We start from the raw sequence: 25241 nt of genomic DNA, 5'->3' as shown, positions 1-25241 counted from the left end.
TTGAAGTTTTACAGCGTCCTTAGTGCGTCAAATTTGACACGCGGCGCTGTAAGCCTTCGGCACGCATTGGCACGAACGAGAGAAGCGCTCGACTGCTGTCTTCATCATCAGACTTGTCGCGTCCCATTCCGGCGGTTTCGCGCCGGCGGACGCGGTGACATCAACAGAAAGTGGGGGGAAGGCACGTCCATGGCCGACATCACACAGGGCAACCAGACACAGAGCACCCAGGCCAACCGAGCCCGCAACGCGGACGAGAACCCGGTGAAGCGCTTTTTCCGCGCCACCGAGATCGACACCCGCTTGCTCGGCATGGTCGGCGCGCTGGCCATCATCTGGCTCGGCTTCGAGATCATGACCGGCGGCCTGTTTCTGACGCCGCGCAACCTTTGGAACCTGACGGTTCAGACTTCTTCCGTCGCCGTGATGGCGACCGGCATGGTGCTGATCATCGTCACCCGCAACATCGACCTGTCGGTCGGCTCCGTGCTTGGCTTCTGCGGCATGATCATGGGGGTCATGCAGGTCAAGGTCCTGCCGCAATATCTCGGGCTCGAGCATCCCGCCATCTGGATCATCACGCTTGCCTGCGGCATTGCCGTCGGCGCAGCGATCGGCGCACTCCAGGGCTCGATCATCGCCTTCCTCAACGTGCCGGCCTTCATCGTCACACTCGGCGGCCTGCTCGTCTGGCGGGGCGCCACATGGTTCGTCACCAGCGGACAGACCGTGGCACCGATGAACGCCACCTTCCGCCTGATGGGCGGCGGCACCGAGGGGTCGATCGGAGCGACGGCCAGCTGGATCGTCGGCATCATCGCCTGTATCGCCATCGTCGGGGCCATCCTCAACTCGCGCAAGCAGCGCAAGCGTTTCGGCTTTCCGCTGCGGCCGGTCTGGGCCGAGTATTTCCTCGGTATCCTTGGCTGCATCCTGGTGATGGGCGCGATCTCGATCGCCAACCGCTATTACTGGCCGGTCAACATCGCCCGCAAATACGCCGATGCCAACGGCATCGCCTGGCCGGACGGCGGCCTGTTGATTTCGCACGGCATCGCCATTCCCGTGCTGGTCGCCATCGCCGTCGGCATCGTCATGACCTTCATCGCCACCCGCCTGCGCTTCGGCCGCTACGTCTTTGCGCTTGGCGGCAACCCGGAGGCCGCTGAACTCGCCGGCATCAAGACCCGCTGGGTCACCGTCAAGATCTTCATGCTGATGGGCGTACTCTGCGCCATCGCTGCGGCGATCTCGACGGCCCGCCTCAATGCCGCGACCAATGCGCAGGGCGAGCTCGACGAGCTCTACACGATCGCGGCCGCGGTCATCGGCGGCACGTCGCTTGCCGGCGGTGTCGGCACGATCGCCGGCGCGATGATCGGTGCACTCGTCATGCAATCGCTGCAGTCGGGCATGGTGCTGCTGGGGATAGACTCGCCGTTCCAGCGCATCGTCGTCGGCGTGGTTCTCGTCGTGGCCGTATGGCTCGACACCATCTACCGCGCCCGTGCCAAGTAAGAAGGAGTCCGACCAATGAAAGACCAACGCACTCCGCTCGTGGAAATGAAGAACATTTCCATCTCCTTCGGCGGCATCCATGCGGTCGACAACGCCTCCGTCGACCTCTATCCCGGCGAGGTGGTGGCGCTTCTCGGCCATAACGGCGCCGGCAAGTCGACGCTGATCAAGATCCTGTCGGGCGCCTACAAACGCGACGCCGGCGAGATTCTGATCAATGGCGAAGCCGCCGACATCAGCAATCCGCGCGACGCCAAGAAATACGGCATCGAGACGATCTACCAGACGCTGGCCGTCGCCGATAACGTCGATGCCGCCGCCAACCTCTATCTCGGCCGCGAGCTGCGCACCCCCTGGGGCACGCTCGACGATGTGGCGATGGAGGCCAAGGCCCGCGAAGTGATGGGGCGCCTCAACCCCAACTTCCAGCGTTTCAAGGAACCGGTGAAGGCGCTTTCGGGCGGTCAGCGGCAATCGGTGGCAATCGCCCGCGCCATCCTGTTCGACGCCCGCATCCTGATCATGGACGAACCGACGGCAGCCCTCGGGCCCCAGGAAACCGCCCAGGTCGGCGAGTTGATCAAGCAGCTGAAGCGCGAAGGCATCGGCATCTTCCTGATCAGCCACGACATCCACGATGTCTTCGACCTCGCCGACCGCGTCTCGGTGATGAAGAACGGCCAGGTCGTCGGCCAGGCCCGCACCGAGGATGTGACCAAGGATGAAGTGCTCGGCATGATCATCATGGGCAAGGTCCCGCCCAAGGCGATCCCCGGCCCCGGCGCCATGCAGACCGCATAATCAACGACAAAGCATGGCCCGGCAATTGCCGGGCCATGCGTTTCAGGGCCTTGGCGCAAGGCCTCGCCCTTGGAAGACGCGAATTCCAAGCGATCGCCGTGCCCGCCCCCCATGCGCGGCACGCATGGCAAGCCTCAAGTCCTCCCGCCCGAGGCCTCCTCAGACATATTTCAGGGGCCCAGCCGCCGGCTGGCGTGACTATCAATTTGCAGCCCTTCGCAAATTCCCCTGCAAACTCCGTCATTTCACCATTGAAGCGACGCGCAAGCTAAGCTATGAACCGCTCACAGCCCGCTTCGGCGGCCTCGCTGCAAACGGATGCACCCGTAGCTCAGCTGGATAGAGTGTTGGATTCCGATTCCAAAGGTCACAGGTTCGAATCCTGTCGGGTGCGCCATTTTTCAACGACTCTGGAACAAAGATGGGCACAAAGGTCCTAATCGGAGGCCGTTGACCGGTTGCAATGCCTTTTGATCGCGCAGCCGGCGCTCACTCCAGCAATTTCACCTCGCGAAGGCTGCTATCAGCATCTGCATCACGCCTAGACGGAGTGAGTGCCCAAGGCGCCGGAGCAGTGGACCATCGCTTTCAGCGGGCTCGCTCCCAAAGATAGGTTGCCAGTTCGTGCGCGCTGTTCACCGGATCGTTGAAAATCTCCGAGCCCGAAAACCGCAGCACGTCGTACCCTCGGGCCTTCAGAGCCCTGTCACGCTGCCTGTCCCTTGTGAAAGCCTCCTTGTCCGAGTGGAACGCGAATCCGTCGCATTCCACGACGACGTTGATGTCCGGGCGTGTCGGCATCCAAAAGTAGATGTCTGGCCGGACGGTCTTGCCGCTGGCGACGACGTTTGGGAACCGCGGCTGGAGGCTCATGTGGTAGCTCCCGTCCAATGGGACATAATAGTATTTGAAGATGAGTTCGTCGCAGTAGCGACGTTCCTCTGCGCTCATCTTGCCGCGGCCCATCTCATCGTCAAGGAAGGTCGCTATATCGTTGGTGGGCTTGTGCTCCTTGAACCATGCCTTCATCTCCCGGAAGCGTTCCAGCGTTACGCGGAAATCCGCGACCTCGGAAGCCGCGTCGTTGAACGTCGGGTGCACCAGGAGCCCGAGGCCATCATTCTTGAGAAATGCAAGGAGCAGGGAACGTAGGAAGATTCGTTCAATGGGCGACTTCGCAACCAAGTCGATTTCATCAGAGTTCACGACGGTGAGGGCCTTCATCGACCCACCGAAGTACTCTCGGAAACCATCGAAATCATCCATGTTCGCGACTGTCTCGCTGATGAATTGGTCCGCAAGCCGCCTGAAATCAGCGGGATCGGAGAGGACGCTCCTTAGCGCCTTGGTTGTGCTAGGTTGATTCTTGTTTGGTTGCATGGTTCAAGCCTACCATCCGGCGCCCCTGCTAGCCACACGATGCAAAGATGCGGCACATTATTTTCCAGCCTCTGAAACGCCGACGCTGCCGCAAGGAGCCCTTCAAATCTACGTCCACCGCAATGGCATAGCGGTTCCCACTTTCATCTTCTCCGGCGCTCTACTTTTCACATTGATCTTTCTGGCAGACACTAGCCCGGCTCCGAGCAAGCCGCCTATCCCTCTCCGACCGCCCGTGCATACCGCCCCGGCGCCTGGCCCACGTGCCGGCTGAAGGCGGTGCTGAAGGTGCTGGCCGAGCTGTAACCGACCCGCTCGGCGACATCGGCGATCTCGGCATTGTGGTTGCGCAGCAGATCCTTTGCCATCGCCATGCGCCAGGCGAGCAGGTATTCCATCGGCGGCAGGCCGACGTTGCGCGTGAACCGTTCAAAGAATGCCGAGCGGGAAAGACCGGCCGCTTTCGCCAGCTCGGCCACTGTCCAGGATCGCGCGGGGTCGCCGTGCATCGCCCTGATCGCTTCCGCCAGCCGCTGATCGGCGAGGCCGCGGAGCAAACCCGGCGCGGCGTCCGGCCGCTGGGTCAGCCGCAGCGCCTCGATCAGCAATACTTCGACAAGACGCTGAAGCACCAGGTCGCGGCCGGGGCGCTGCTCAGTCGCCTCTTCTGTCAACAGCCGAACCAGGATCAAAAGCCGTTCGGCGCCGCGCACATGCACTTGCGCCGGTAGCAGCGACACCAGCAATCCAGCATCCTGCGTTTCAAAGACGAAGTAGCCACCGAGCAGCCGCACACTCGCCGGGCCATCGGGATCCCCGTGGCGAACTTCGTCGCCCGGTACCGGCGCTGCCTTGGGATCGATGAATGTCGGGGTGACGGGCTCGAAGCCCGACATTGTGAAGCCGGGCGTTGTCGGCAAGAGGACGAAGTCCCCCGCTTCCAGTGCCAGCGGGGCCTGACCGTCGACTGCCAGACGGCAGGCCCCTTCGAGAACGGTGCAGAAGCCGGGATGGCCGAAGTCGGAATAGCGCACGCCCCAGCGGCCGGCACCGCTGATGCTTTTCGTAAACACGGCACGTGGTCGCAGCAGCGTGATGATTTCAGAGAGCGGATCGATCATTTCCGGACTACCACAAATCAAATGCGGACTTTCAATTATATATCGTCCGGATTTCATTCGGTAGCATGGCGTCATTGAAACCAACAAGGAAATCGTCATGAAAACCGTATTGATCACCGGCTGCTCCTCGGGCTACGGCCTCGAAACGGCCCGGCTTTTTCACGCCAAGGGCTGGAACGTGGTGGCGACCATGCGCACGCCGCGCGAGGATATACTGCCCCGATCGGAGCGCATGCGCGTCGTGCAACTGGATGTGACCGATCCCGAAAGCATTTCGGCGGCCCTGGAGGCAAGCGGTCCGATCGATGCGCTCGTCAACAATGCCGGCATCGGCGTGGTCGGCGCCTTCGAGGCAACGCCGATGTCGCACGTGCGCAAGATCTTCGAGACCAACACGTTCGGCGTCATGGCGATGACGCAGGCGGTGATCCCGCAGTTGCGCGGCAGGCGGTCGGGCGTCGTGGTCAACGTCACGTCCAGCGTGACGCTCGCCGCCATGCCGCTGGCGGCCGCCTATACCGCCAGCAAGACGGCGATCGAGGGGTTCACAGGGTCGCTCGCCCACGAGCTTCGCCCCTTCGGCGTGCGCGCCAAACTGGTCGAGCCCGGCTACGCTCCGAGCACGCGGTTTTCGCAGAACACCGGCGTGCGCATCGAAGACCTGATCCCGGAGACCTATGCTGCGTTCGCGCAGCCGATCTTCGCCGCTTTCGCCAACCCGGCTCTGATCACCAGGGAGACGGACGTTGCGGAAACAATCTGGCACGCTGCCAACGATCTGTCGGAACAGCTGCATTTCCCGGCCGGAGCCGATGCCGTGGCTTTGGCGCGCGCTAGCTGAAAGCCGCTGGCGCCGACCAGCGCGGCGCGCGGTGGCACGGCGCCAAGGTTTTCGACGGATGCGAAACGGCAAAAGCCCCGTTTCCCGACGGCAACTGTCAGACGAGCGGCAAGCCTGCGGCATGCACGCTGTTGACGAGCGCTTCGGTGATCGCTCGATCCTTAAAGAACTCCTGGGTGCGGATGTAGCCGGCCGAAAGCTTCGGATCGAGAGCCTGGATCTGCGCCACCAGTTGCCGGGCCCGATCGGTATCGCCGCGCGCCATCCGCGCGGCGATCCGATAGATCAGCGTGCGCCGGGTCTGATAGGGCAGCGCCCGCGCCACGGCAAAAAGCTCGTCGTGCCGGCCGAGCACATAAAGCGAGGCGACGCGCTCTTCCACGATCCAAACCGGCAGGAACGGATCCAGCATCTCTGCCCGGTCCAGCAGCTCGAGCGCCCGCTCCGCCTCGTTCGCATAGGTGTAGAAGGCCGCACAACGGCCGGCGATATAGGCATCGTTGGGCGCAAGCTCCATCGCCCGCTCGTGATGATGGCGCGATGCCACGAAGTCTCCCTCCATGCACTTGATCGCGCCCATGATGCGGTGGGAGTCCGGGTCGGTTGGATCGAGGTCGAGTGCGTGCGCGACCTGCCGCTCGCCGGCCGAGAGGTCGAAATCCGGCAGATTACTCCAGGCGCACACATGCATGGCGACGGGCCGCCCGAAGGTCGGGTCCGCATCCATGGAGCGCTCGAACCAGCGCATGGCTTCACCGATGTGCCGATCGGCGACGCCGATCAGGCGATGGTGGTCGAGGCCAAGCAGGTAGTACTCGTAGGCCGACATATTTTCCGGCCGCTTCAGCCGCGCGGCGACCAGCTCCGCCTGCTCTATCCGCCCCGCCACCGTCGCGGCGATGCGGGCCGTTACCTCGTCGATGACGGCAAGCAGTTCCTCGAACGGCCGCTCGATCCGGTCGGACCAGACGAGATGCCCGTGGGCGGTCTCGCACAGCGACACGTTGAGGCGCACGACGCCGCCCAGCTTGCGCACCGAGCCCGAAACGACATAACGCACGCCAAGCGCCCTTCCCACCTCGACGGGGTCGCGGATGGAAAGCACCACGGAAGCAGACCGCGAACTGACGAACAGGCCCTTCAGCCGGCCGAGTTCCAATGTGAGATCATCGGTCAACCCTTCGGTCAGGAACGACTGGTCCTCCTGTCCGGCCGCGAAGGCAACGAAGGGCGTGACGATCACCGAATTCGGACGCATTGAGGCCGGCGGCGCCTCGCGCGTTGGCGCCGAGAGAAACCGATGCCTGTCGAGGTTCGTGCCGACCCGGTAGACACGCATCGGTTCGCTGACACCCTTGAACCGACGCTCGCCGATCTCTTCGAAGGCGCAGGGCGAGACCCTGCGGACCTGTTCATACAGTGCCTCGGATACCTCGATCTCGCCGGCGGCAGCGCTCGATTGCAGCCGGGCGGCAAGATTGACACCATTTCCCCGGAGGTCGTCGCCGACGGCAAGCACATCGGCGAGATGCAGCCCGAAGCGCATGTCGTTCGGCGTGGCATCGGGGATAGCCGCCAGCGAACTGCGCGCCTCCATGGCCGCGCGAAGGGCGTTGACCGGGCTCGTGAACTCCGCAAGCACCGCATCGCCGGCGGTGTTAAAAACCCGGCCATCGTGGCGCGCGACCGTGTCGCCCACCGCCCTCAGGCACGCGGAGACGCATTCCACAGCCTCTTCCTCATGGGCTTCCATCGCCGCAGTCGACCCGACGAAATCCGCCACCATGATCGCAACCAGCTTGCGCTGCATCTCCATCGCCTTCGCCGACCAACTCGATTGTCAGCACAGGAGGATAGCATAATGCAGCGGACCAGACAGCAATCGCTATTTTAGCGTTAGCTTCACAAAAGAGGGAACGCCTCGTCGCGCGCCGACATCTGGGCGACAGGCAACGGCCAGTCGATCGCAAGCTTCGGATCGAGTGCATTGAGCCCGCCCTCAGCTTCCGGCGTGTATGGCTTGTCATGCAGATAGATCAGTTCGCAGCCCTCGGTCAGCGTCTGAAACCCATGCGCAAATCCGCCGGGGATCATCATCGAGCGGCCGTTGTCCGCGCTCAGCACCTCACCGTGCCATTGCAGATAGGTGGGCGAGCCCGGTCGCAGGTCGACGGCGACATCGAAGACGGAACCGGCGAGACAGGACACGAACTTTGCCTCGTCATGTGGCGCACGCTGAAAGTGCATGCCGCGGATCGTGCCCTTCATCCGGGTCATCGTGTGATTGATCTGGGCGATCGTGCCGTTGGCGCCGAAATCGGCAAGCTCTTCGCGGCAAAAGAAGCGCGAGAAGAACCCACGCTCGTCGCCAAAGCGCTGGCGCTCGATGATCACAAGATTGGTGATCGGGGTGGCGATACGATGGAAACGCGACATCAGTCTCCCTTAGCCTGAAAGGCGCTATTCGTTGGTCACAACCCTTCACAAACCGGCCTTGACCCCATTTGCAATTGGCGACATGAAAGCGTTCACAGGAAACGCATCGAATCGGTACGAGACGCATTTTTGCCGCTATTGGTGTGATCTTAGCTCATGTTCCAATGAAGGGCTCCAGGCAGTCATGGCAATATCGGACGATCGTCTCGAATTCGAGGCGCACAAGAAAGAAATGGCGCTCACCCTGGGTCGGGATCAAGACGCCTTTCAGCAATCGCTCGACACGCTGGTTGCACTCGACAAGTACGACTATTCGTACCTTTGGTCCTGGATGGGTGTCCCGATCATCCAGATGCCTGCCGATGTCATGGCCACGCAGGAAGTAATCTGGAATACCAAGCCGGACATCATCATCGAAACCGGCGTGGCGCGCGGTGGCTCCGTCATCTTCATGGCCGCGATGCTGCAACTGCTCGGCAAGGGCAAGGTCATCGGCGTCGACATCGACATCCGCGCCCACAACCGCGACTCGATCGAAAAGCACCCGATGTCGTCGCGCATTACCCTGATCGAGGGTCCGTCGACGACGGCCGAGACGCTGGCGAAGGTGAAGGCTGAAATTCCCGACGGGGCGTCGGTCATGGTCGTGCTCGACAGCGACCACAGCCGCGATCATGTTCTCGATGAACTGCGCACCTATGGCCCCCTCGTGACCGAGGGCCAGTATGTCGTCGTGGCCGATACGTTGCTCGGCTTTGGCGATGCGTCACAGACGCCAACGAAGCGCTCCAAGATCTGGCATCCCGGCGACGAGCCTTATGCGGCGCTCAACGCCTATCTCAAGGAAACGGATCGTTTCGAGACGGATGCGGCCCTCAACGGCAAACTCGTGCTTTCCAGCTCTCCTGGAGGCTATCTGAAGTGCGTGCGCAAATAGAAACCGGGAACATCGCCACCACGCGAAATGGCAGCGTGCATCTGCGCGCTCCTTCGGCCGGCGATCATCCTCTTCTGTTTGCGCTACGTCGCGACCAAGACCTGCAATCGCTCCTGCTGACCGTGCCCGAAGGAACAACCGACGCCGACCTTGAGGCCTGGGTGCTGCGAAAGCAGAGCCAACCGGGCGAAGCATTCCTTGCTATCGAGGATGTCGCCACCGGCGCGGCAGTCGGCTACGTTCAAGTGGCCCAGGTGCATCGCAAGAACGGGACCGGCTACGGCGGCATCGTCCTCGCCGCTGGCGCACGCGGCCGTGGGCTCGGCCGGGCTGCGCTGCAGCAACTGACAGCATTCGGCAAAGCGCAGTTCGGCCTGCGCAAGCTTCTTGCCGAGATCAGGAAAGACAACCTGCCATCCATGAATCTCCATCTCGCACTCGGATATCGAGTGGTCGGCACCTTGGAGAAACACTTTGTCGACGCGAACGGCCAACATCACGATGTTGTCCTGCTCGAGCGCCTGCTGGACGACGTTCGAGCATGACCGCCGTCGTCATCTCCCAGCCGATGCTCTTTCCTTGGCCAGGCTTTTTTGAGCAACTGATGATCGCCGATGGCTATGTTTACCTTGACGACGCGCAGTTTTCGAAAGGCAGCTTCACCAACCGCATCCAGCTCCTGAATGGAAACGATCGCTGCTGGATGACGATACCGCTCGCTGGCAAGGGAAGCTTCCAGAAAATCCAGGACCTGTCGGCGACCGGTGATACCTGGAGGGCCAGCCATCGTGCGCTGCTGCGTCGATCCCTTATCGGCGCCCCCTATATCGACGATGCGCTTGCGATCTTCGATGAGGTCTATGCGCATGCGTCACTCTGCGATCTGCTGATCGCCAGCATCGAGACCCCTGCCCGCTACATGGGTATCGGCGGCGGTCGCGTCGTTCGCCGGTCGAGCGAGATGGCAGTTGAGGGCACGTCCTGGCAGCGCGTGCTCGATCTGGTGCTTGAGGCCGACGGCACGCGATACCTGACAGGGCATGGCGCGGCCAACTATCTCGACCATCAGGCGTTCCAAGCCGCCGGCGTGCACGTCGAGTACATGCGCTATAGCTGCACAGGCTGGCCGCAGTCGCGTGACATCTTCACGCCCTATGTTTCGATCCTTGACCTGATTGCCCGCACCGGTCCTGATGCGCGCAACCATTTGTTCCCGACGACCATCTCATGGCAAGAATTCCTGAAGGAGGATGCACGCGTATCATGAAGAACGGCACTATTATTTCCGACAGCGCTCGCCAGGAATTCAACGTCAAGGGCTACCACCTTGTGCCCGGCTTCTACGACATCCAGTCGGAGATCGCCCCGATCCAGGAGGGTATCCGGCAGATCCTCGAACTGATGTGCAAGAAGTACGGCGTCGATGCGCCAACCGGCACCGCACTGGAGGCGATGACGGTCGCCTATCGGAGCCTGATTGCGGTCAACCGCTCGTGGGGCGGCGAAGTCTATGATGCGGTGAAGCAGATCCCCGCATTCATGCGTCTCGTCAGCTCGGCCGCCAATGACGAGGTGTTCAAGGCGCTTCGGCCTGGAAGCATCCCTGGTATCGCGGCCGGCGGGTACGGCATGCGCATTGACAATCCCGGCGAGGAAAAGTTCCGCGCGCAGTGGCATCAGGAGTTCCCCTCGCAGTTGCACAGCGTCGACGGCATCGTCTTCTGGACCCCGTTGCTGCCCGTGACCACAGACATGGGTCCCGTCCAGATCGCCGAGGGCTCGCAGGCTGAAGGGCTTGTACCGGTTTACGAAGACGACGCAGGCGTCGGCAAGGTCGGCGCCTATGCGCTTCACCTGCACAAGGGTGAAGAGCGGTTGGCGCGCTACAAGCACGTCGCACCGCTGAGCAATCCGGGCGATCTGGTCCTCATGGATTTCCTGACGCTTCACCAGTCCGGCCACAATGTGTCGTCGATCCCGCGGTGGAGCATCCAGTTGCGCTACTTCAACTTTGCCGAGCCTGTCGGCATCCGCATTGGATGGAAGGGATCGTTTGCCGCCAATGTGAAGTTCGCCGATGTACTTCCCGAACTTGTCGCGCCTGAGGGAGAACGGGCATGACTGCCTGCCGGGTATGCGGCGGCGACATAGCCACCCCAACCTATGAAGTGCCTGCGCCAGCGCTGACGTCGATCATGACCCTGCTCGACGTTCCCACCCGCGTGTTCATTTGCGGAGCCTGCGGACACGCGCAAAGCGATGATATCCCGGATATCAAGACTTTCTACGACACCGGCTATCGCATCTCGTTGAACAGCGAGAACCATGATCAGATTTTTTCGGTCGCGGAAGACGGCACAATCATCTACCGCACCGACCACCAGGCGGCGTTGGCCCTGCGTTTGCTCGACCTGCCGCACGGGGCGGCAATCCTCGACTATGGCGCCGCGAAAGCCGACACCCTGCGCAAGATGACCGTCGCGCGCAGCGACATCCGTCCGCACGTGTTCGATGTCAGCGCAGACTATGCCACGGCCTGGCAGGGTTGGCTGCCGGCGGCAGCGCAGGCCGTCTATTCGGTGCCCGAGCCGTGGCGTGAAAACTTCGACGCGGTGATGAGCCATTTCGTCATTGAGCATGTGGCCGACCCGGTCGGCTTCATGCGTGCCGTGCGTAAACTCCTGCGGCCGGATGGCAGCTTCCTGTTCTCGGTACCCGACGTTGTCGGCAATCCCGGCGACATGACGGTTGCCGATCACCTCAATCATTTTAGCGAAACTTCGCTCAGCCGTGCATTGTCGGACTCCGGTTTCAAGCTTCGGATCATCGATAAAACCTCGTTCCCCGGCGCCTTCTTCGTCGTCGCGCAGCGCACGGACGCAGCGACCGAAACGGCCGATGCGACGGCGGTTGCTGTTTCTGCCCAGGAGGCCCGCGACATCTGTGCGTTCTGGGAGCAAGCATCGGAAAAGCTCAAGGGCGACGTTGCTCGCTACGCCAAGCGCAAGGTTGCGATCTATGGTGCCGGCTTCTATGGAAGCTGGATCTACGGCCGGATTGGCGACACCGTCGATGTCGTGGCGTTCTTGGACAGGAACGAAAACCTTCAAGGGGCCACACATTTCGGAGTACCGGTTCTTCGTCCGGAGCACCTGCCTGATGAAGCGGAGGCGCTGTTTGTCGGCCTGAACCCGTTGAAGGCCCGCGACGCGATCGCTGCCCAGCCCTGGCTGCAACGGCGCGGGCTCGACCACGTCTGGCTCTCCTGATAGCCATAGCATTTCCAGGAAAAGGCAGCGGTTTTCCGTCAGGAAATGCGTAAAAACAAGCAGATAGAGCGTTTCGGCAATTCTGTATGAAATGGAAACGCTCTAGACTTCCCAATATCCCAGCTTTCATTCGCAACGGCGCACGACGATGAAATCACGTATCCTCTATACCAAACCCTCGATCACCGAACGCGAAGTCGCCTATGCGACCGATGCCGCCGCTAATGGCTGGGGGGACCGCTGCTATGACTATATCAACCGCTTCGAGGCGGCGTTTTCGGCGCACCTGAATGTTGGGCATGCAATTTCCACGTCAAGCTGCACTGGCGCGCTTCATATGGGTCTTGCCGCACTTGGCGTCCGCCCCGGCGATGAAGTGATCCTGGCCGACACGAACTGGACGGCTTCCGCGGCGCCGATCGTTCATCTCGGCGCCAAACCCGTCTTCGTCGACGTGCTCGCCGACAGCTGGTGCATCGACCCTGAAAAAGCACAGGCAGCGATCACGCCGCGGACCAAGGCGATCATGGCAGTCCATCTTTACGGAAACCTCTGCGACATGGATGCGCTGTTGGCAATTGGCGCACGTCACAACATCCCGATCGTCGAGGACGCTGCCGAGGCCCTCGGGTCTGAATGGAAGGGCCGGAAGGCCGGTTCTCTTGGTGCCTTCGGCGCATTCTCCTTTCACGGCACGAAAACCGTGACGACGGGAGAAGGTGGAATGTTCGTCACCAATGACGACAAGCTTTACGAGAGGGTTCTGACGCTTTCCAATCACGGCCGCGCACGGGGCCAGAAGAAGCAGTTCTGGCCGGATGAGATCGGCTTCAAGTACAAGATGTCGAACCTGCAGGCGGCAATCGGCCTGGCCCAGATCGAACGTGTGAACGAACTTATCGATCGCAAGCGCGAGATTTTCTATGCTTACCAGTCGCAGCTTGCCGGCCTTAACACCATCGCCATGAACCCTGAACCCAAGGGAACGCAGAATGGCTTCTGGATGCCGACCGTTGTATTTGCACCCGAAACAGGCGTGACCCGCGAAGCGCTGCAGATGGCGTTCAGCGCCGAGAATATCGACGCGCGCGTCTTCTTTTGGCCCTTGAGCTCCCTTCCTGCGTTCGAGGGGAGGCCCGAAAACAAGGTTGCCTACGATCTCCCCGGCAGGGCGATGAACTTGCCGAGCTATCACGAAATGACGAACGAGGAGATCGGTCGCGTTGTGCGGGTGCTCCATGAATGCATGGCGTCCTGAGGAAAACACCTCACCCGAAAGGTAGGGTCGAACGCAACTTCTGCTTCACGACGCGCTTGTAAGTCTTGAACAATGGCGCAACGCGGCGGTCGAGATGCAGATCCAGCATTCGTCTGATCGATTTTAGCTCCGACGGCGACCACTGCCGTTCGGCAATCATCTCAAGGGCAAGCTCCTTGTACCGCTTTCGCGCCGCCAACAACTTGTCCGGCGGCAGATGGTAGTTCGCCTGCCGTTTGATGCGTTGGATAAAGCGTCCATTCCGCGACAGCGCGACGGCGTTGTCGAGTATTGCCGGCAGCATGGCCAGATGATCGGCTGCCCATGCATATTCGTAGCCAGCCAGCCGATCCAGCGCCACACCGACGGCATCTCGCCTCCATAGCCCGTAAAACCAGCTCGGGTGGCATCCAAGCAGTACATCGTGGATCCGCTGCATGCGTTCGTCGCTGGTCACCACCGGAAGGTCGAACAAGCGCTCCGTCGTACCCGTTATTCTCAACACCGGGGAAACGGCAAGGGCAGCACCCGGCATTTGATCCAAGGCGCTGACCAAGCTGGCAAGATGATCGCGATCGGCGAGATCGTCATCCGCTCTCCAGCAAAAATAGGGCGCATCGGTCATGTCCTTCGCCCTGATGAAGTTCTCGGTCGGCGGGCTGGTTTCGGGGTAGCGCACATGACGAAACCGTGCGTCGGCTCTGGCGACATCCGCACAAATATCGCTCGTTCCGTCGGTCGATCCGTTATCGGCGATGAAGACCTCGAAGTCCTCGAAGCTCTGATTGCGAAGGCAATCAAGGCACTCGGCGATAAACTCCACGCCGTTATAGGTCGGCAATCCTATGCTAACTCGAGCCATCTAACCTCTCCTGGCAATTGCATTGAAGTGCCAATTCGTGCGAAGAACCGGACGCTTCCACGCAGTCTGTCGCGCCGACGAACTACAGTGCAACGTTCTTAGTTCAGGCGCCTGCGTTGTCAATGTGTTGGAAGCATCCACGGACGTGTGCCATGGGTATCGGTGCGGAGAAACACCTCGCGTTTGAGGCGCGGGCAGTTAGAGGCAGTCGCATGAAAGTCGTCATCCTTGCCGGTGGTTACGGCACCCGCATTTCGGAAGAGAGCCATCTGCGGCCAAAGCCGATGATCGAGATCGGCGGGCGGCCGATCCTTTGGCACATCATGAAGATCTACAGCCACTACGGTTTCTCGGACTTCGTGATCTGTCTCGGCTATCGCGGCTATATGATCAAGGAATACTTCTCCAACTACGTCCTGCATTCGTCTGATGTGACCTACGACATGGCGACGGGTGAAACGCTGTTCCATTCGAACAATGCCGAGCCCTGGCGCGTGACGCTCGTCGACACCGGCTCGGAATCGATGACCGGCGGGCGGTTGAAGCGTGTGGCCGATCACCTGGGTGACACCTTCTGCCTCACCTATGGCGATGGCGTCGCCAATGTCGACATCAAGGCGCTGACCGACTTTCACCTTCGTCATGGCAAGGAAGCAACGGTCACCAGCGTCGTGCCGCCCGGACGCTACGGTGCGCTGGCGACCGAGGATGGCGAAGTGCGCAGCTTCACGGAGAAGCCGGCCGGCGACAATGGTCGCATCAATGGTGGATTTTTCGTCCTGAACCGCAGCGTTCTCGACCGCATCGAAGGCGACAGCACGTCCTTTGAGGGCCAGCCGCTGGAAGGGCTTGCACGCGACCGCCAATTGATGGCCTTCCCTCATGATGGCTTCTGGCGTCCGATGGATACGTTGCGCGACAAGAACCAGCTCGAAGAACTTTGGCAGCAGGGTTCGGCACCGTGGAAAATCTGGGAATGAGCCGCCTAGCAAACCGAAACTTTTGGGCCGGCAAGCGCGTCTTTCTAACCGGACACACCGGGTTCAAGGGAAGCTGGGCGCAGCTGTGGCTCAGGCAAATGGGTGCGGACGTCACCGGCTATGCGCTGCCGCCGCTGACCGAACCATCGTTGCACGCGCTGCTTGGACCAACGGATATTGCCGACGGACATCTCGGCGACATCCGCGATGCCGACGCACTCACCGCTGCTGTGCAAAAGAGCAATCCCGAGATCATCCTGCATATGGCAGCGCAGCCGCTGGTGCGCGAAAGTTACAAAGCCCCAGCCGAAACATTCGATGTCAATGTCATGGGCACCGTGCGCCTGCTCGAGGCGGCGCGCAGCGCTCCGGCATTGAAGGCAATCGTCGTGGTAACCACCGACAAGGTTTACCGCAACGATGAAAGCGGGCAGCATTTTGCCGAAGAAGCGACGCTCGGCGGGCACGATCCCTATTCCGGTTCCAAGGCCGCGTGCGAGCTCGTCGTCTCCACCTGGCGCGATGCCTTCCTGCGCGAGCGCGGCATACGGGCGGCGACAGCGCGCGGGGGCAACGTGCTCGGCGGCGGCGACTTTTCGACCGACCGTCTGGTACCTGACATTGTCCGCGCAGCTCTGTCCGGCAAGGCGCTCGATATTCGCAGCCCGATGGCGACAAGGCCCTGGCAACATGTGCTCGATTGCCTCAACGGCTACTTCGTTTATGCCGAAGCGCTCTATGGCAGCGAGACTTCCGTTGACGCGCTGAACTTCGGCCCCTCGCCGGCCGAGCGCCAGATCCCCGTCCGCGACGTCGCGTCGGCGGTGCAGAGAGCCATGGGGCTGTCGTCACAATGGCGCGATGCCTCCTCGGTCGACCAACCGCGGGAAATGCAGACGCTCGGGCTAGATCCGGCCCTGGCCACCAAGACGCTCTCGTGGGCCTCCCGGCTTTCGCAGGACCAAGCGATCGCCTGGACGGCAAACTGGTACGACGGTTGGCGCAAGGGCGACGACGCCCGCGGTTTGACGCTCGGCCAGATCGACGCATACATGAAAGGCTGACGACCAAATGTCCCACAACTGCCGCTTCTGCTCGACCCCACTCAAGACTGTCGTTGCCGATCTCGGATCGACGCCCTGGTCCAATTCCTTTCTGGAACCAACCAAGGAAGCGATCGCGCATGAACGCTCCTTTCCGCTAAAGGCGATGGTCTGCGCCGAGTGCCTGCTCGTCCAGACCACGGAAACCGTTCCGGCCGATGAGATCTTTACCGACGGCTATGCCTATCTCTCCTCCTTCTCGAGCAGCTGGCTCGATCACGCCCGGCGGTATGCCGATGCCATGACCGAGCGCTTCGAGCTCGATGGAACGTCGCAGGTGGTCGAAATCGCCTCCAATGACGGCTACCTGCTGCAGTATTTCGTCGCCAAGGATATTCCGGTGCTGGGCATCGAGCCCGCGGCCAATGCGGCCAAGATTGCCGAGGCCCGCAACGTTCCGACCAAGGTCGCCTTCTTCGGCCGCAAGACGGCGGCGGAGCTGGTTGCCCGCGGCATCCGCGCCGACCTGACGGCTGCCAACAATGTGCTGGCGCATGTGCCCGACATTGCCGATTTCGTCGGCGGCTTTGCCATTCTGCTGAAGCCGGATGGCGTCGCAACGTTCGAGTTCCCGCATCTCCTTCGGATGATGGAAGGCCTCCAGTTCGACACGATCTATCACGAGCACTACTCCTACCTCTCGCTGGCCGCCGTCGAACGCATCTTCGCAGCGTCGGGCCTGAAGGTCTTCGACGTCGAAGAACTGCCGACCCACGGTGGGTCGCTGCGGGTGTTTGCCCAGCTCGAAAGCGGCACGCGGCCGACGACCGAGCGCCTTGCCTCGATACGTGCGAACGAAGAGGCCGCCGGCCTCACACAGATGGACACATACGCAAAGTTCGATGCACGCATTGCCGCTGTCTGCCAGGAGTTTCGTGACTTCCTCGCTCGCGCCAAGTCCGAAGGTAAGACAGTTGCCGCTTACGGTGCGGCCGCGAAAGGCAACACCTTCCTCAATGTCTGCGGCGTGAAACCCGGCGAAATCGCCTTTGCTGTCGACCGCAATGATCTGAAGCAGGGCAAGCTTTTGCCCGGCACCCACATCCCGGTGCACGCACCAAGCCACCTGCAAGTGGCTAAGCCGGATTACCTCGTGATCCTTCCATGGAACCTGACCGACGAGATCGTCGCCCAAAATGCACAGATCCGCGATTGGGGCGGCCGGTTCGTCGTCGCGATACCGTTAGTTCGCGTCATTTAACCTTGCTCTTCTCGCAATCTCCGCCATAACGGCGAAGGAAACGGCATCGGGCAGGAGTAAAATGTCCAGGATCGATCTTTGCATCGTCGCCACCAGGCGACCGGAGTTGCTTGCAGCAACACTGAACAGCTTCGGTGAAAAAATCCTCGGCCGTTTGGACCTGGGGATCGTCCATCTCAATCTCGATCCGGTGTTCGGCTCGCCAGAGGACCAGGTTGCTTGTGTCGACATCGTTCGCGAGCGTTTCCCCGACGCGGTGATCTCCCAGCCCGAGCATCCAGGCTTTTGCGCCGCAGTCGCGAGACTGTGGTCGGCAACAGCGTCAGAGTATGTGTTTCATTTGGAAGACGACTGGATAGCGCTGAGGGAAATGGGCGAGGAATTGCTTCAGCCCTTTGCCGATCCATCCATCAAGCAGGTGTCGTTTCACACCGCCGACCAGAACTGGAATATCGGCAAAAAAGGGCATTTTCATCGGCGAAACGAATATGGGCGCCTGCTTGGAATCAAGATACCGCTCTTCCGCACCTTCCCGAAATTCACGACTTCGCCGTCGATTTTGCGCGGCGCTTTCGCACGTCAATGCGCAGCGCTGATGGACCTGTCGCGCGACCCGGAAAAGCAGTTCTATTCCGGCGTCAATCCGGCAATGGAAGCCTACGTCGGACGCTACCGCAACTACATCTTCTCGCCGGAAGCAAAGCCTGTCATTCGCGACATGGGACGGGAATGGCGCGAGCAGCGCAACATCCACAAGGTCATCGTCAACGCCACCTCGACCTGGGAGAAGGCAAGCTGAGGGCAAAATTTCCTCCTTAAATCGCCACTGAATCAAGGAGGAAATTATGCTGCAAACCTAACGTGTCACGTTGTCTCTGGCGCGTCAGCTTTGACGCGCGGGGGTGTGATATCAACCTGCACCGCAGCTGAAATCAGGCGGCAGCACCCTTGCGCTGGAAGCCCTTGCTCGCAACCATCAGGTTCCGGGTGTACTCCTCGCCGATGCGTCCCGCGACAAGATCCGCCGAGGACAGCCGCTCGACCACCCGCCCGTTCTGCATCACCGCCAGGCGATCACACATATGGGTGACGACGCCGAGATCGTGGCTGACCATGATGAAGGTGAGCTTGCGGTCGCGCCGGACCTGTTCGAGCAGGTTCAGGACCTCCGCCTGCACCGACGCATCGAGCGCCGAAGTCGGCTCGTCGAGAAGCAGGATCGACGGCTCGAGGATCAGTGCCCGGGCAATCGCGATGCGCTGGCGCTGGCCGCCGGACAGCTGGTGCGGGTAGCGGAAACGGAAGCCCGAGCCGAGGCCGACCTCATCGAGCGCCTTGAGAATGCGCCGCTCGCCATCGGCCACCCCGTGAATTGCGAGAGGTTCGAGCAACTGCCGGTCGATCGTCTGGCGCGGATGCAGCGAACCATAGGGGTCCTGGAACACCATCTGCACATCGCGATAAAATGCCTTGTCGCGACGATTGCCGGTCAGAACCCGGTCATGCACACGGATCTTGCCCGATGTCACCGGCGCAAGACCGGCGACCGCGCGAAGCAACGTCGACTTGCCCGAGCCGGACTCGCCGACGAGCCCGAAGGATTCGCCGGGTGCGGCATCGATGCTGACATCGTCCAGCGCCTTGAACTCGTCATAGGTGACGACAAGATTTTCGGCGGATACGGTGGCGGTCGTCATAGTGCCCACTCCGGTTTGCGATCAAGAACCGGCAGGGGATGGCGATCGGAGCCGATCGCCGGCATGCAGTTCAACAGGCCCTGGGTATAGGGATGGCGGGCATTGGCAAGGTCTGAAGCGGCAAGCTCTTCGACGATCTTGCCGGCATACATGACGATAACGCGGTCGCAGAACGACGACACCAGCCGCAGGTCGTGCGAGACGAAGATCAGCCCCATGCCGCGATCGGCGACCAGCTTGTCGAGGATGCCAAGCACTTCGAGCTGAACCGTCACATCGAGCGCCGACGTCGGTTCGTCGGCGATCAGAAGCTCCGGGCCCGCCACCAGCATCATCGCGATCATCGCACGCTGCCCCATGCCGCCCGAGACTTCGTGCGGATAGAGATCGTAGACGCGCTTGGGGTCGCGGATCTGTACCGCCGCCAGCATGTCGAGCGCCCGCTCGCGCGCTTCTGAGCGACTGACGCTCTCATGCCGCCTTAGCGTTTCGACGATCTGCCGCCCAATGCTCATGACGGGGTTCAACGAGTATTTCGGGTCCTGCAGGATCATGGCGATCCGCTTTCCCCTCAGATCCCGCCGGACCTTCGGCGAAGCAGAAAGCAGGTCGATGCCTTCGAAGGAAAGCGTCTTGGCTGTTACCTGCGCATGCGCCGGCGTCAGTCCCATGATAGCCCGCCCGGTTTGCGACTTGCCGGAGCCACTCTCGCCGACAATGCCCAGGCGCTCGCGGCCGAGCGTGAAGGAGACGCCGCGAACGGCTTCGATCAGCCCGGTGCGGGTCGGAAACGAAACCTTGAGGTCGTCAACGGTCAAAAGCGGCTTCATTGTCCGCTCTCCCGCGGGTCGAGCGCGTCGCGCAGGCCGTCACCAAGCAGGTTGAAGCCGAGGCTGACGATCAGGATCGCGACGCCGGGCATGGTCGCGACCCACCACTGATCGAGGATGAAGCGGCGACCGGAGGCGATCATCGCACCCCATTCCGGCAGAGGCGGCTGTGCGCCAAGGCCGAGGAAGCCGAGACCGGCGGCCGTGAGGATGATGCCGGCCATGTCGAGCGTGACGCGCACGATCAGGGACGACATGCACATCGGCATCACATGCCGGAAGACGATGCGCGCCGGCGATGCGCCCATCAATTGTACGGCGGCGATGTAGTCGGAATTGCGCACCGTCAGCGTTTCCGCCCTGGCAATGCGCGCATAGGGCGGCCAAGAGGTAATGGCGATGGCGATGACGGCATTCTCGATTCCAGGCCCGAGCGCTGCGACGAATGCAAGCGCCAGAACCAGCTTCGGAAAGGCGAGGAAGATATCGGTGATGCGCATCAACACCGCGTCGACCCATCCGCCGGCATAGCCCGCGATCGCGCCGACGATGAGGCCGACGGGTGCGGCAATGATCGCAACCAGCAGCACCACCGCAAGCGTCAGCCGCGAGCCGTGGATCAGCCGGGAGAGAATGTCTCGCCCGAGATCGTCGGTGCCGAGCAGATAGCCCTCGCTGCCGGGCGGCAGCAGACGGGCATTGGCAAGATCGCCGATATAGGGCGAATGCGGCGCGAGCACGCCGGCAAAGGCAGCCACGAACACCAGCGCCAGGAGGATCAACAGGCCGAGCACGGCCAGCTTGTTGGCGGAAAAGCGCCGCCAGGTCATGTAGGCGCGGCCGAGACGCGCCTGCGTGCGCGACTGCGGCCGGTCGGACAGCAGCCATTCCCGGCGTGTCATCGGGCGTGTTTCAGTGACGGTGCTCATCGCTGGCGCGTCCTCGGGTCAAGCGTCCGATAGAGAAGGTCGGACAGGAGATTGATGCCGATGAACACCGAACCGATGACGATGGTGCCACCGAGAACGGCATTCATGTCGGCATTCTGCAGCGAGTTGGTGATGTAGAGGCCAAGGCCCGGCCAGGCGAAGACGGTTTCGGTCAGGACCGAACCTTCGAGCAGACCGGCATAGGAAAGCGCGATCACGGTGACGAGCGGCACGGCGGCATTGCGCAGCGCATGGCCCCAGATGATGCGGGTTTCCGAAAGCCCCTTGGCGCGAGCGGCAACGATGTATTCCTGCTGCAACTCGTTCAGCATGAAGCTGCGTGTCATGCGGCTGATATAGGCGAGCGAGAAATAGCCGAGCAGCGACGCCGGCAGAATGATGTGGCGGAAGACATCCCAGAGCACGTCCCACTGCCGCTGCCAGAGCGCGTCAAACAGGTAGAAGCCGGTGATCGGCGTAAACGTATATTCGAAGACGATGTCGATGCGGCCGGGATAGGCGACCCACTTCAGCCGGGCGTAGAAAACCAGCAGCGACAGGAGCGCCAGCCAAAAGATCGGCACGGAATAGCCGACAAGGCCGATGACGCGCACGATCTGGTCGGCGATGCTGCCGCGCTTGACGGCCGCGAGTACGCCGAGCGGCACGCCGAAGACGGCGCCGATCAGGGTGCCGAGCGTCGCAAGCTCCATTGTCGCCGGGAAGACGCGGCGGATATCGGTCATCACGGGATTGGTCGTCAGAACCGAAATCCCGAAGTCACCGGTCAGCGCCTGGCGGACATAGATGAAGAATTGTTGATAGAGGGGCAGGTTCAGCCCCATCGCCTCGCGCGTCCTTTCGACGACATGCGACGGCGCCCGGTCGCCGAGGACGGCCAGAACCGGGTCGATCGGGATCACCCGGCCGATGAAGAAGGTGACGGCCAGAAGGCCGAGATAGGTGGTGACGACGATCACGAGGAAGCGCAATACGGCGCCCATGATCTTCGCCGGACGGGCGCGTCGGCGCCCGCCCATCCGTTCTGTTCCGCTCATGCTCAAGGGAACTATCCTTTCGGGTTATTCCTTCGAGATGCCAGCAACGAAGTTGGTGTCGAAGCTCGGGCCGAGCTTCAGGCCCTTGACGTTGCCGCGGTAGCCGGCGACTTCGGTCTGCTGGAAGATGATCACGAACGGGCTTTCGCCGAGAACCGTCTTCTGCAGTTCCTTGTAGGTTTCCGCACGCTTGGCGCTGTCGCGCTCGAGCAGGGCATCCTTGGTCTTCTTCGTCAGCTCCGGAACGTCCCAGGCATTGCGCCAGGCAAGCGTCTTGTTCTTGCCTTCGTCGGAGTTGTCAGGGTTGCTGGTGAAGGTTTCGGCGTTCGAGTTCGGGTCGAAATAGTCCATGCCCCACTGACCGATATACATGTCGTGGTTACGGGCACGATACTTCGTCAGCGTCTGCTTGCCGTCGCCGGGGATGATCTCCAACTTCACGCCGGCCTGGCCGAGTGTCTGCTGGAAGGATTCGGCAAGGCCGGTGACCGGCTGGCCGTTGCGCACGTCCATGGTCACGGTGAAGCCGTCGGTCAGGCCGGCCTTGGCCAACAGTTCCTTCGCCTTGGCGACGTCGAACTTGTAGGGGTTCTCGTCGAGGGCACCCAAAACGCCCTTCGGCAGGAAGCTCTGGTGGATCTCGCCGATACCCTTGATGATCGTCGAGCCGATCGCATCGTAGTCGACCAGATACTTGAAGGCTTCGCGCACCTCAGGCTTGGCGAGGTTGGCGTTCTTCTGGTTGAGGCTGATGTAATAGACCGTGCCCTTCGGCGCATTCGTCGTGCCGAGATCGGCATTCTTCGAAACGGCGTCCAGGTCGCCCGGTTCCAGGTTGCGCGCGACGTCGATGTCGCCGGCTTCGAGCGCCAGGCGCTGGCCCGAGCTTTCCTTCATGTGACGATAGATGACGCGGGCGAGCTTTGCCTGTTCGCCATAGTAGTTGTCGTTGCGCTCGAGAACGATGACTTCGTTGGCGCGCCATTCGCGCAGCTTGAACGGACCCGAACCGGCATAGCCGGTCTTCAACCACTCATTGCCGAAGTCGTTGTCGTACTTGTAGTCGTCCGTCGGCGTGACCGGCTTGACGTTGTCGAGCACGAGTTTCTTGTCGAGCACGGCAGCAACGGTCGCCGTCAGGCAGTTGAGCACGAAGCTCGGCGCATAGGGCTGGTCGACCGTGAAGACGAAGGTCGTTTCATCAGCGGCCTTGGCCTTTTCCGTCACGTTATCGCCATTGAGGCCGAACTGGGTGAGGATGAAGGCGGGGCTCTTGTCGAGCTTGACGGCGCGTTCAAACGACCAGGCGACATCCTCGGCGGTGACCGGGTTGCCGGAGGCAAACTTCAGGCCAGACTTCAGCTTGAACGTGTAGGTCAGGCCATCGTCGGAAACCGTCCAGCTGTCTGCCAGGTCACCGACAATCTTGGTGGTGTCGTTGATGTCGAGGCGCACCAGCATGCTGTAGGTGTTGCCGGTGATTTCGGCAGCGGTCAGCTCGAAGGCTTCGCCCGGATCCATGGTGATGACGTCGTCGATTGCAAAGGCTTCGACCAGCGTGTCCTTCGGCGTTTCGGCAAAGGCCGGTGCGGTCGCTGCCATCACCATGGCCAGCGCTGCCGAAGCGGTCAGAAGACGAAGACGTCCATTGAGCTTGTGCATCATTTTTTGCAGTTCCCTCGTTTGTGCCCTTTTGGGGCTCTTCTTCATGGATCAGGTGGCCTCGTGCCAAGCCTGCCCCAGAACTCTCAGCCAGTTCTCTCGGCATATCTTTGCCAGTTCGGCGTCACCATATCCAGCGCCCCTGAGTGCGGCAACGAGCTTCTGACTGCCCGCCGCGTCGGCGATGTCTTCGGGTATCGTCGCACCATCGAAGTCCGAACCGAGCCCGACGCAATCGATCCCCATGCGCTCGACCATATAGTCGATATGGCGGACCATGTCGGAAAGCGGCGTCGCGGCATTTTCCTGCGCATCGGCGCGCAGCATCGTCGTTGCATAGTTCAGGCCAACGAGGCCCTTGCTCTCGCTGACGGCATCGAGCTGCTTGTCGGTGAGGTTGCGCGCAACCGCCGTCAGCGCATGGGCGTTCGAATGGCTGACGACCAGCGGCTGGTCGCTCGTCCTGGCGACGTCCCAGAAGCCCTTCTCGGTAATATGGGCGAGATCGATGAGAATGCCGAGGCGGTTGCAGGCCTTGACCAGCTCGAAGCCGGCGTCGGTCAGGCCCGGCGCCGTGTCGGGCGACATCGGAAAGGCAAAGGGCACGCCGTACGCAAACGCGTTGTGGCGGCTCCAGACCGGCCCAAGCGAACGCAGGCCGGCGGCATGGAACGTTTCAAGTGCGGACAGATCCGCGCCGATGGCTTCGCAGCCCTCCATGTGCAGAACGGAAGCAAAGATGCCCTGCCCGACGGCATCGCGGATGTCCGCCGTCGACCCGCAGAGCTTCCAGGCACCGGCCCGATCGAGACGAACGGCGATATCGGCCATCTCGATGGCGACGCCAAGCGACGGCAAATGCTCGAGCGGTGCCGAGAGCGGCGTGACGTAGTGGCCATTCTCGTCCGGGGCCTTCAGAACCAGATCGCCGGACGGCACGTAGATCGCGCAGAGACCACCGACCAGACCGCCGGTTTTCGAACGCGGCGCATCGATATGCCCCTGATCGGTACCGTCGACGAACTCGCGAACCGGGTCACTTCCCTTGCGCGCGTTCTGCCACAACCGCAGAAGTACGTCATTATGGCCATCGAAAACCGCCTGCATTCCGGATTTCCTCATGATTTCAGGGAGATCGGGTGAGGCATTCGACGCCGCACCCGAGGAGGGTTGGTCGGATGCTATTGAAAGGCCGATACCTTTTCAATGAATATCGAGGGGTTTTACCCAGGGCCGGCTGTCGCGAAATGTTGCATGTTTGCCGCACGTGCGACGTCAGAAAGGGCGCGAACAGGCCGAAAAGCTATCCGGAGGGCAGAAATTCTGCCATTTCTAGGGCAAGAGAATTGCCTGGTCCC

General features: G+C 61.6%; 24 protein-coding genes and 1 tRNA gene. 14 read left to right on the top strand and 11 right to left on the bottom strand.

The genetic code is table 11. From position 1 onward, the window contains the following. The first annotated feature begins 189 nt into the window (after positions 1–189). From BC363_RS16285 to BC363_RS16275, 3 genes are all read left to right on the top strand, one after another. Positions 190–1518 (top strand): sugar ABC transporter permease, encoded by a 1329-nt coding sequence (locus BC363_RS16285; protein WP_065783063.1) that lies wholly within the window; start codon positions 190–192, stop codon positions 1516–1518. 15 nt (positions 1519–1533) lie between these two features. Next, on the top strand, positions 1534–2319 hold the full coding sequence (locus BC363_RS16280; RefSeq protein ID WP_053248122.1) for an ATP-binding cassette domain-containing protein: 786 nt from the start codon (positions 1534–1536) through the stop codon (positions 2317–2319). Positions 2320–2639: 320 nt separating this feature from the next. After that, positions 2640–2716 (top strand) — tRNA-Arg (locus BC363_RS16275). A gap of 191 nt (positions 2717–2907) precedes the next feature. Here BC363_RS16275 and BC363_RS35470 read toward each other — a convergent pair. Both BC363_RS35470 and BC363_RS16265 read right to left on the bottom strand, forming a co-directional pair. Then, the gene (locus BC363_RS35470; RefSeq protein WP_065783064.1) at positions 2908–3699 is read right to left on the bottom strand and encodes a DUF559 domain-containing protein; all 792 of its coding nucleotides are present in this window, start codon (positions 3697–3699) and stop codon (positions 2908–2910) included. A gap of 215 nt (positions 3700–3914) precedes the next feature. Continuing rightward, positions 3915–4820: an AraC family transcriptional regulator gene (locus BC363_RS16265; RefSeq protein WP_065783065.1), complete on the bottom strand. Its 906-nt coding sequence runs from the start codon at positions 4818–4820 to the stop codon at positions 3915–3917. Between the two features lie 97 nt (positions 4821–4917). On the opposite strand from BC363_RS16265, the gene BC363_RS16260 reads away from it, so the two are divergent. Then, complete coding sequence (locus BC363_RS16260; RefSeq protein WP_065783066.1) at positions 4918–5661, top strand: SDR family oxidoreductase; 744 nt, start codon at positions 4918–4920, stop codon at positions 5659–5661. A 97-nt stretch (positions 5662–5758) separates the two neighbouring features. Here BC363_RS16260 and BC363_RS16255 read toward each other — a convergent pair whose 3' ends face one another. Continuing rightward, the gene (locus BC363_RS16255; protein WP_065783142.1) at positions 5759–7471 is read right to left on the bottom strand and encodes an adenylate/guanylate cyclase domain-containing protein; all 1713 of its coding nucleotides are present in this window, start codon (positions 7469–7471) and stop codon (positions 5759–5761) included. A 92-nt stretch (positions 7472–7563) separates the two neighbouring features. Next, entirely contained in the window at positions 7564–8097 is a 534-nt protein-coding gene (gene rfbC / locus BC363_RS16250) for a dTDP-4-dehydrorhamnose 3,5-epimerase (RefSeq protein WP_065783067.1), read from the bottom strand. A 184-nt stretch (positions 8098–8281) separates the two neighbouring features. On the opposite strand from rfbC, the gene BC363_RS16245 reads away from it, so the two are divergent. The 6 genes from BC363_RS16245 to BC363_RS16220 all read left to right on the top strand — a co-directional run bounded on the left by BC363_RS16245 (position 8282) and on the right by BC363_RS16220 (position 13561). Continuing rightward, entirely contained in the window at positions 8282–9034 is a 753-nt protein-coding gene (locus tag BC363_RS16245) for a CmcI family methyltransferase (RefSeq protein ID WP_065783068.1), read from the top strand. Positions 9035–9069: 35 nt separating this feature from the next. After that, the gene (locus BC363_RS16240) at positions 9070–9579 is read left to right on the top strand and encodes a GNAT family protein (RefSeq protein WP_244519887.1); all 510 of its coding nucleotides are present in this window, start codon (positions 9070–9072) and stop codon (positions 9577–9579) included. After that, on the top strand, positions 9576–10301 hold the full coding sequence (locus BC363_RS16235; protein WP_065783069.1) for a WbqC family protein: 726 nt from the start codon (positions 9576–9578) through the stop codon (positions 10299–10301). The genes BC363_RS16240 and BC363_RS16235 overlap by 4 nt, the downstream gene beginning before the upstream one ends. Beyond that, entirely contained in the window at positions 10298–11155 is an 858-nt protein-coding gene (locus BC363_RS16230; RefSeq protein WP_083223482.1) for a phytanoyl-CoA dioxygenase family protein, read from the top strand. Before BC363_RS16235 ends, BC363_RS16230 begins: the two co-directional genes overlap by 4 nt. Beyond that, positions 11152–12303 carry a methyltransferase domain-containing protein gene (locus BC363_RS16225; RefSeq protein ID WP_065783070.1) on the top strand — a complete coding sequence of 384 codons (1152 nt, stop codon included), beginning with the start codon at positions 11152–11154 and terminating at the stop codon, positions 12301–12303. The genes BC363_RS16230 and BC363_RS16225 overlap by 4 nt, the downstream gene beginning before the upstream one ends. Positions 12304–12451: 148 nt before the next feature. Beyond that, entirely contained in the window at positions 12452–13561 is a 1110-nt protein-coding gene (locus BC363_RS16220; RefSeq protein ID WP_065783071.1) for a DegT/DnrJ/EryC1/StrS family aminotransferase, read from the top strand. Between the two features lie 10 nt (positions 13562–13571). Here the strand turns inward: BC363_RS16220 and BC363_RS16215 are convergent, their stop codons facing one another. Continuing rightward, entirely contained in the window at positions 13572–14402 is an 831-nt protein-coding gene (locus tag BC363_RS16215; protein WP_065783072.1) for a glycosyltransferase, read from the bottom strand. Positions 14403–14635: 233 nt separating this feature from the next. Between BC363_RS16215 and rfbF the strand changes: the two genes are divergently transcribed. The 4 genes from rfbF (at position 14636) to BC363_RS16195 (ending at position 18506) form a co-directional block, all read left to right on the top strand. Next, positions 14636–15403: a glucose-1-phosphate cytidylyltransferase gene (rfbF, locus tag BC363_RS16210; RefSeq protein WP_065783073.1), complete on the top strand. Its 768-nt coding sequence runs from the start codon at positions 14636–14638 to the stop codon at positions 15401–15403. After that, positions 15400–16467 carry a CDP-glucose 4,6-dehydratase gene (gene rfbG / locus BC363_RS16205; protein ID WP_065783074.1) on the top strand — a complete coding sequence of 356 codons (1068 nt, stop codon included), beginning with the start codon at positions 15400–15402 and terminating at the stop codon, positions 16465–16467. Before rfbF ends, rfbG begins: the two co-directional genes overlap by 4 nt. 7 nt (positions 16468–16474) lie before the next feature. Next, complete coding sequence (locus BC363_RS16200) at positions 16475–17707, top strand: class I SAM-dependent methyltransferase (protein ID WP_065783075.1); 1233 nt, start codon at positions 16475–16477, stop codon at positions 17705–17707. 61 nt (positions 17708–17768) lie between these two features. Further along, a complete protein-coding gene (locus tag BC363_RS16195) occupies positions 17769–18506 on the top strand; it encodes a hypothetical protein (protein ID WP_244519886.1) in 738 nt (245 codons plus the stop codon). Positions 18507–18639: 133 nt separating this feature from the next. On the opposite strand, the gene BC363_RS16190 is transcribed toward BC363_RS16195, so the two are convergent. Genes BC363_RS16190 through BC363_RS16165 form a run of 6 tightly spaced genes read right to left on the bottom strand, consistent with a single transcriptional unit; the run spans position 18640 to position 24990 of the window. Beyond that, on the bottom strand, positions 18640–19404 hold the full coding sequence (locus BC363_RS16190) for an ABC transporter ATP-binding protein (protein ID WP_065783076.1): 765 nt from the start codon (positions 19402–19404) through the stop codon (positions 18640–18642). Then, entirely contained in the window at positions 19401–20234 is an 834-nt protein-coding gene (locus BC363_RS16185) for an ABC transporter ATP-binding protein (protein WP_065783077.1), read from the bottom strand. The genes BC363_RS16190 and BC363_RS16185 overlap by 4 nt, the downstream gene beginning before the upstream one ends. Beyond that, the gene (nikC, locus tag BC363_RS16180) at positions 20231–21163 is read right to left on the bottom strand and encodes a nickel transporter permease (protein WP_065783078.1); all 933 of its coding nucleotides are present in this window, start codon (positions 21161–21163) and stop codon (positions 20231–20233) included. The genes BC363_RS16185 and nikC overlap by 4 nt, the downstream gene beginning before the upstream one ends. Then, the gene (locus BC363_RS16175; RefSeq protein ID WP_141690340.1) at positions 21160–22221 is read right to left on the bottom strand and encodes an ABC transporter permease; all 1062 of its coding nucleotides are present in this window, start codon (positions 22219–22221) and stop codon (positions 21160–21162) included. The genes nikC and BC363_RS16175 overlap by 4 nt, the downstream gene beginning before the upstream one ends. A 24-nt stretch (positions 22222–22245) precedes the next feature. Further along, a complete protein-coding gene (locus BC363_RS16170; RefSeq protein ID WP_065783080.1) occupies positions 22246–23886 on the bottom strand; it encodes an ABC transporter substrate-binding protein in 1641 nt (546 codons plus the stop codon). Positions 23887–23934: 48 nt separating this feature from the next. Further along, positions 23935–24990 carry a dipeptidase gene (locus BC363_RS16165; protein ID WP_065783081.1) on the bottom strand — a complete coding sequence of 352 codons (1056 nt, stop codon included), beginning with the start codon at positions 24988–24990 and terminating at the stop codon, positions 23935–23937. Between the last annotated feature and the right edge of the window lie 251 nt (positions 24991–25241).

The organism is Ensifer sp. LC384 (assembly GCF_001695865.1).
Taxonomy (GTDB): domain Bacteria; phylum Pseudomonadota; class Alphaproteobacteria; order Rhizobiales; family Rhizobiaceae; genus Ensifer.
This window is presented reverse-complemented; position numbering and strand designations above follow the sequence as displayed.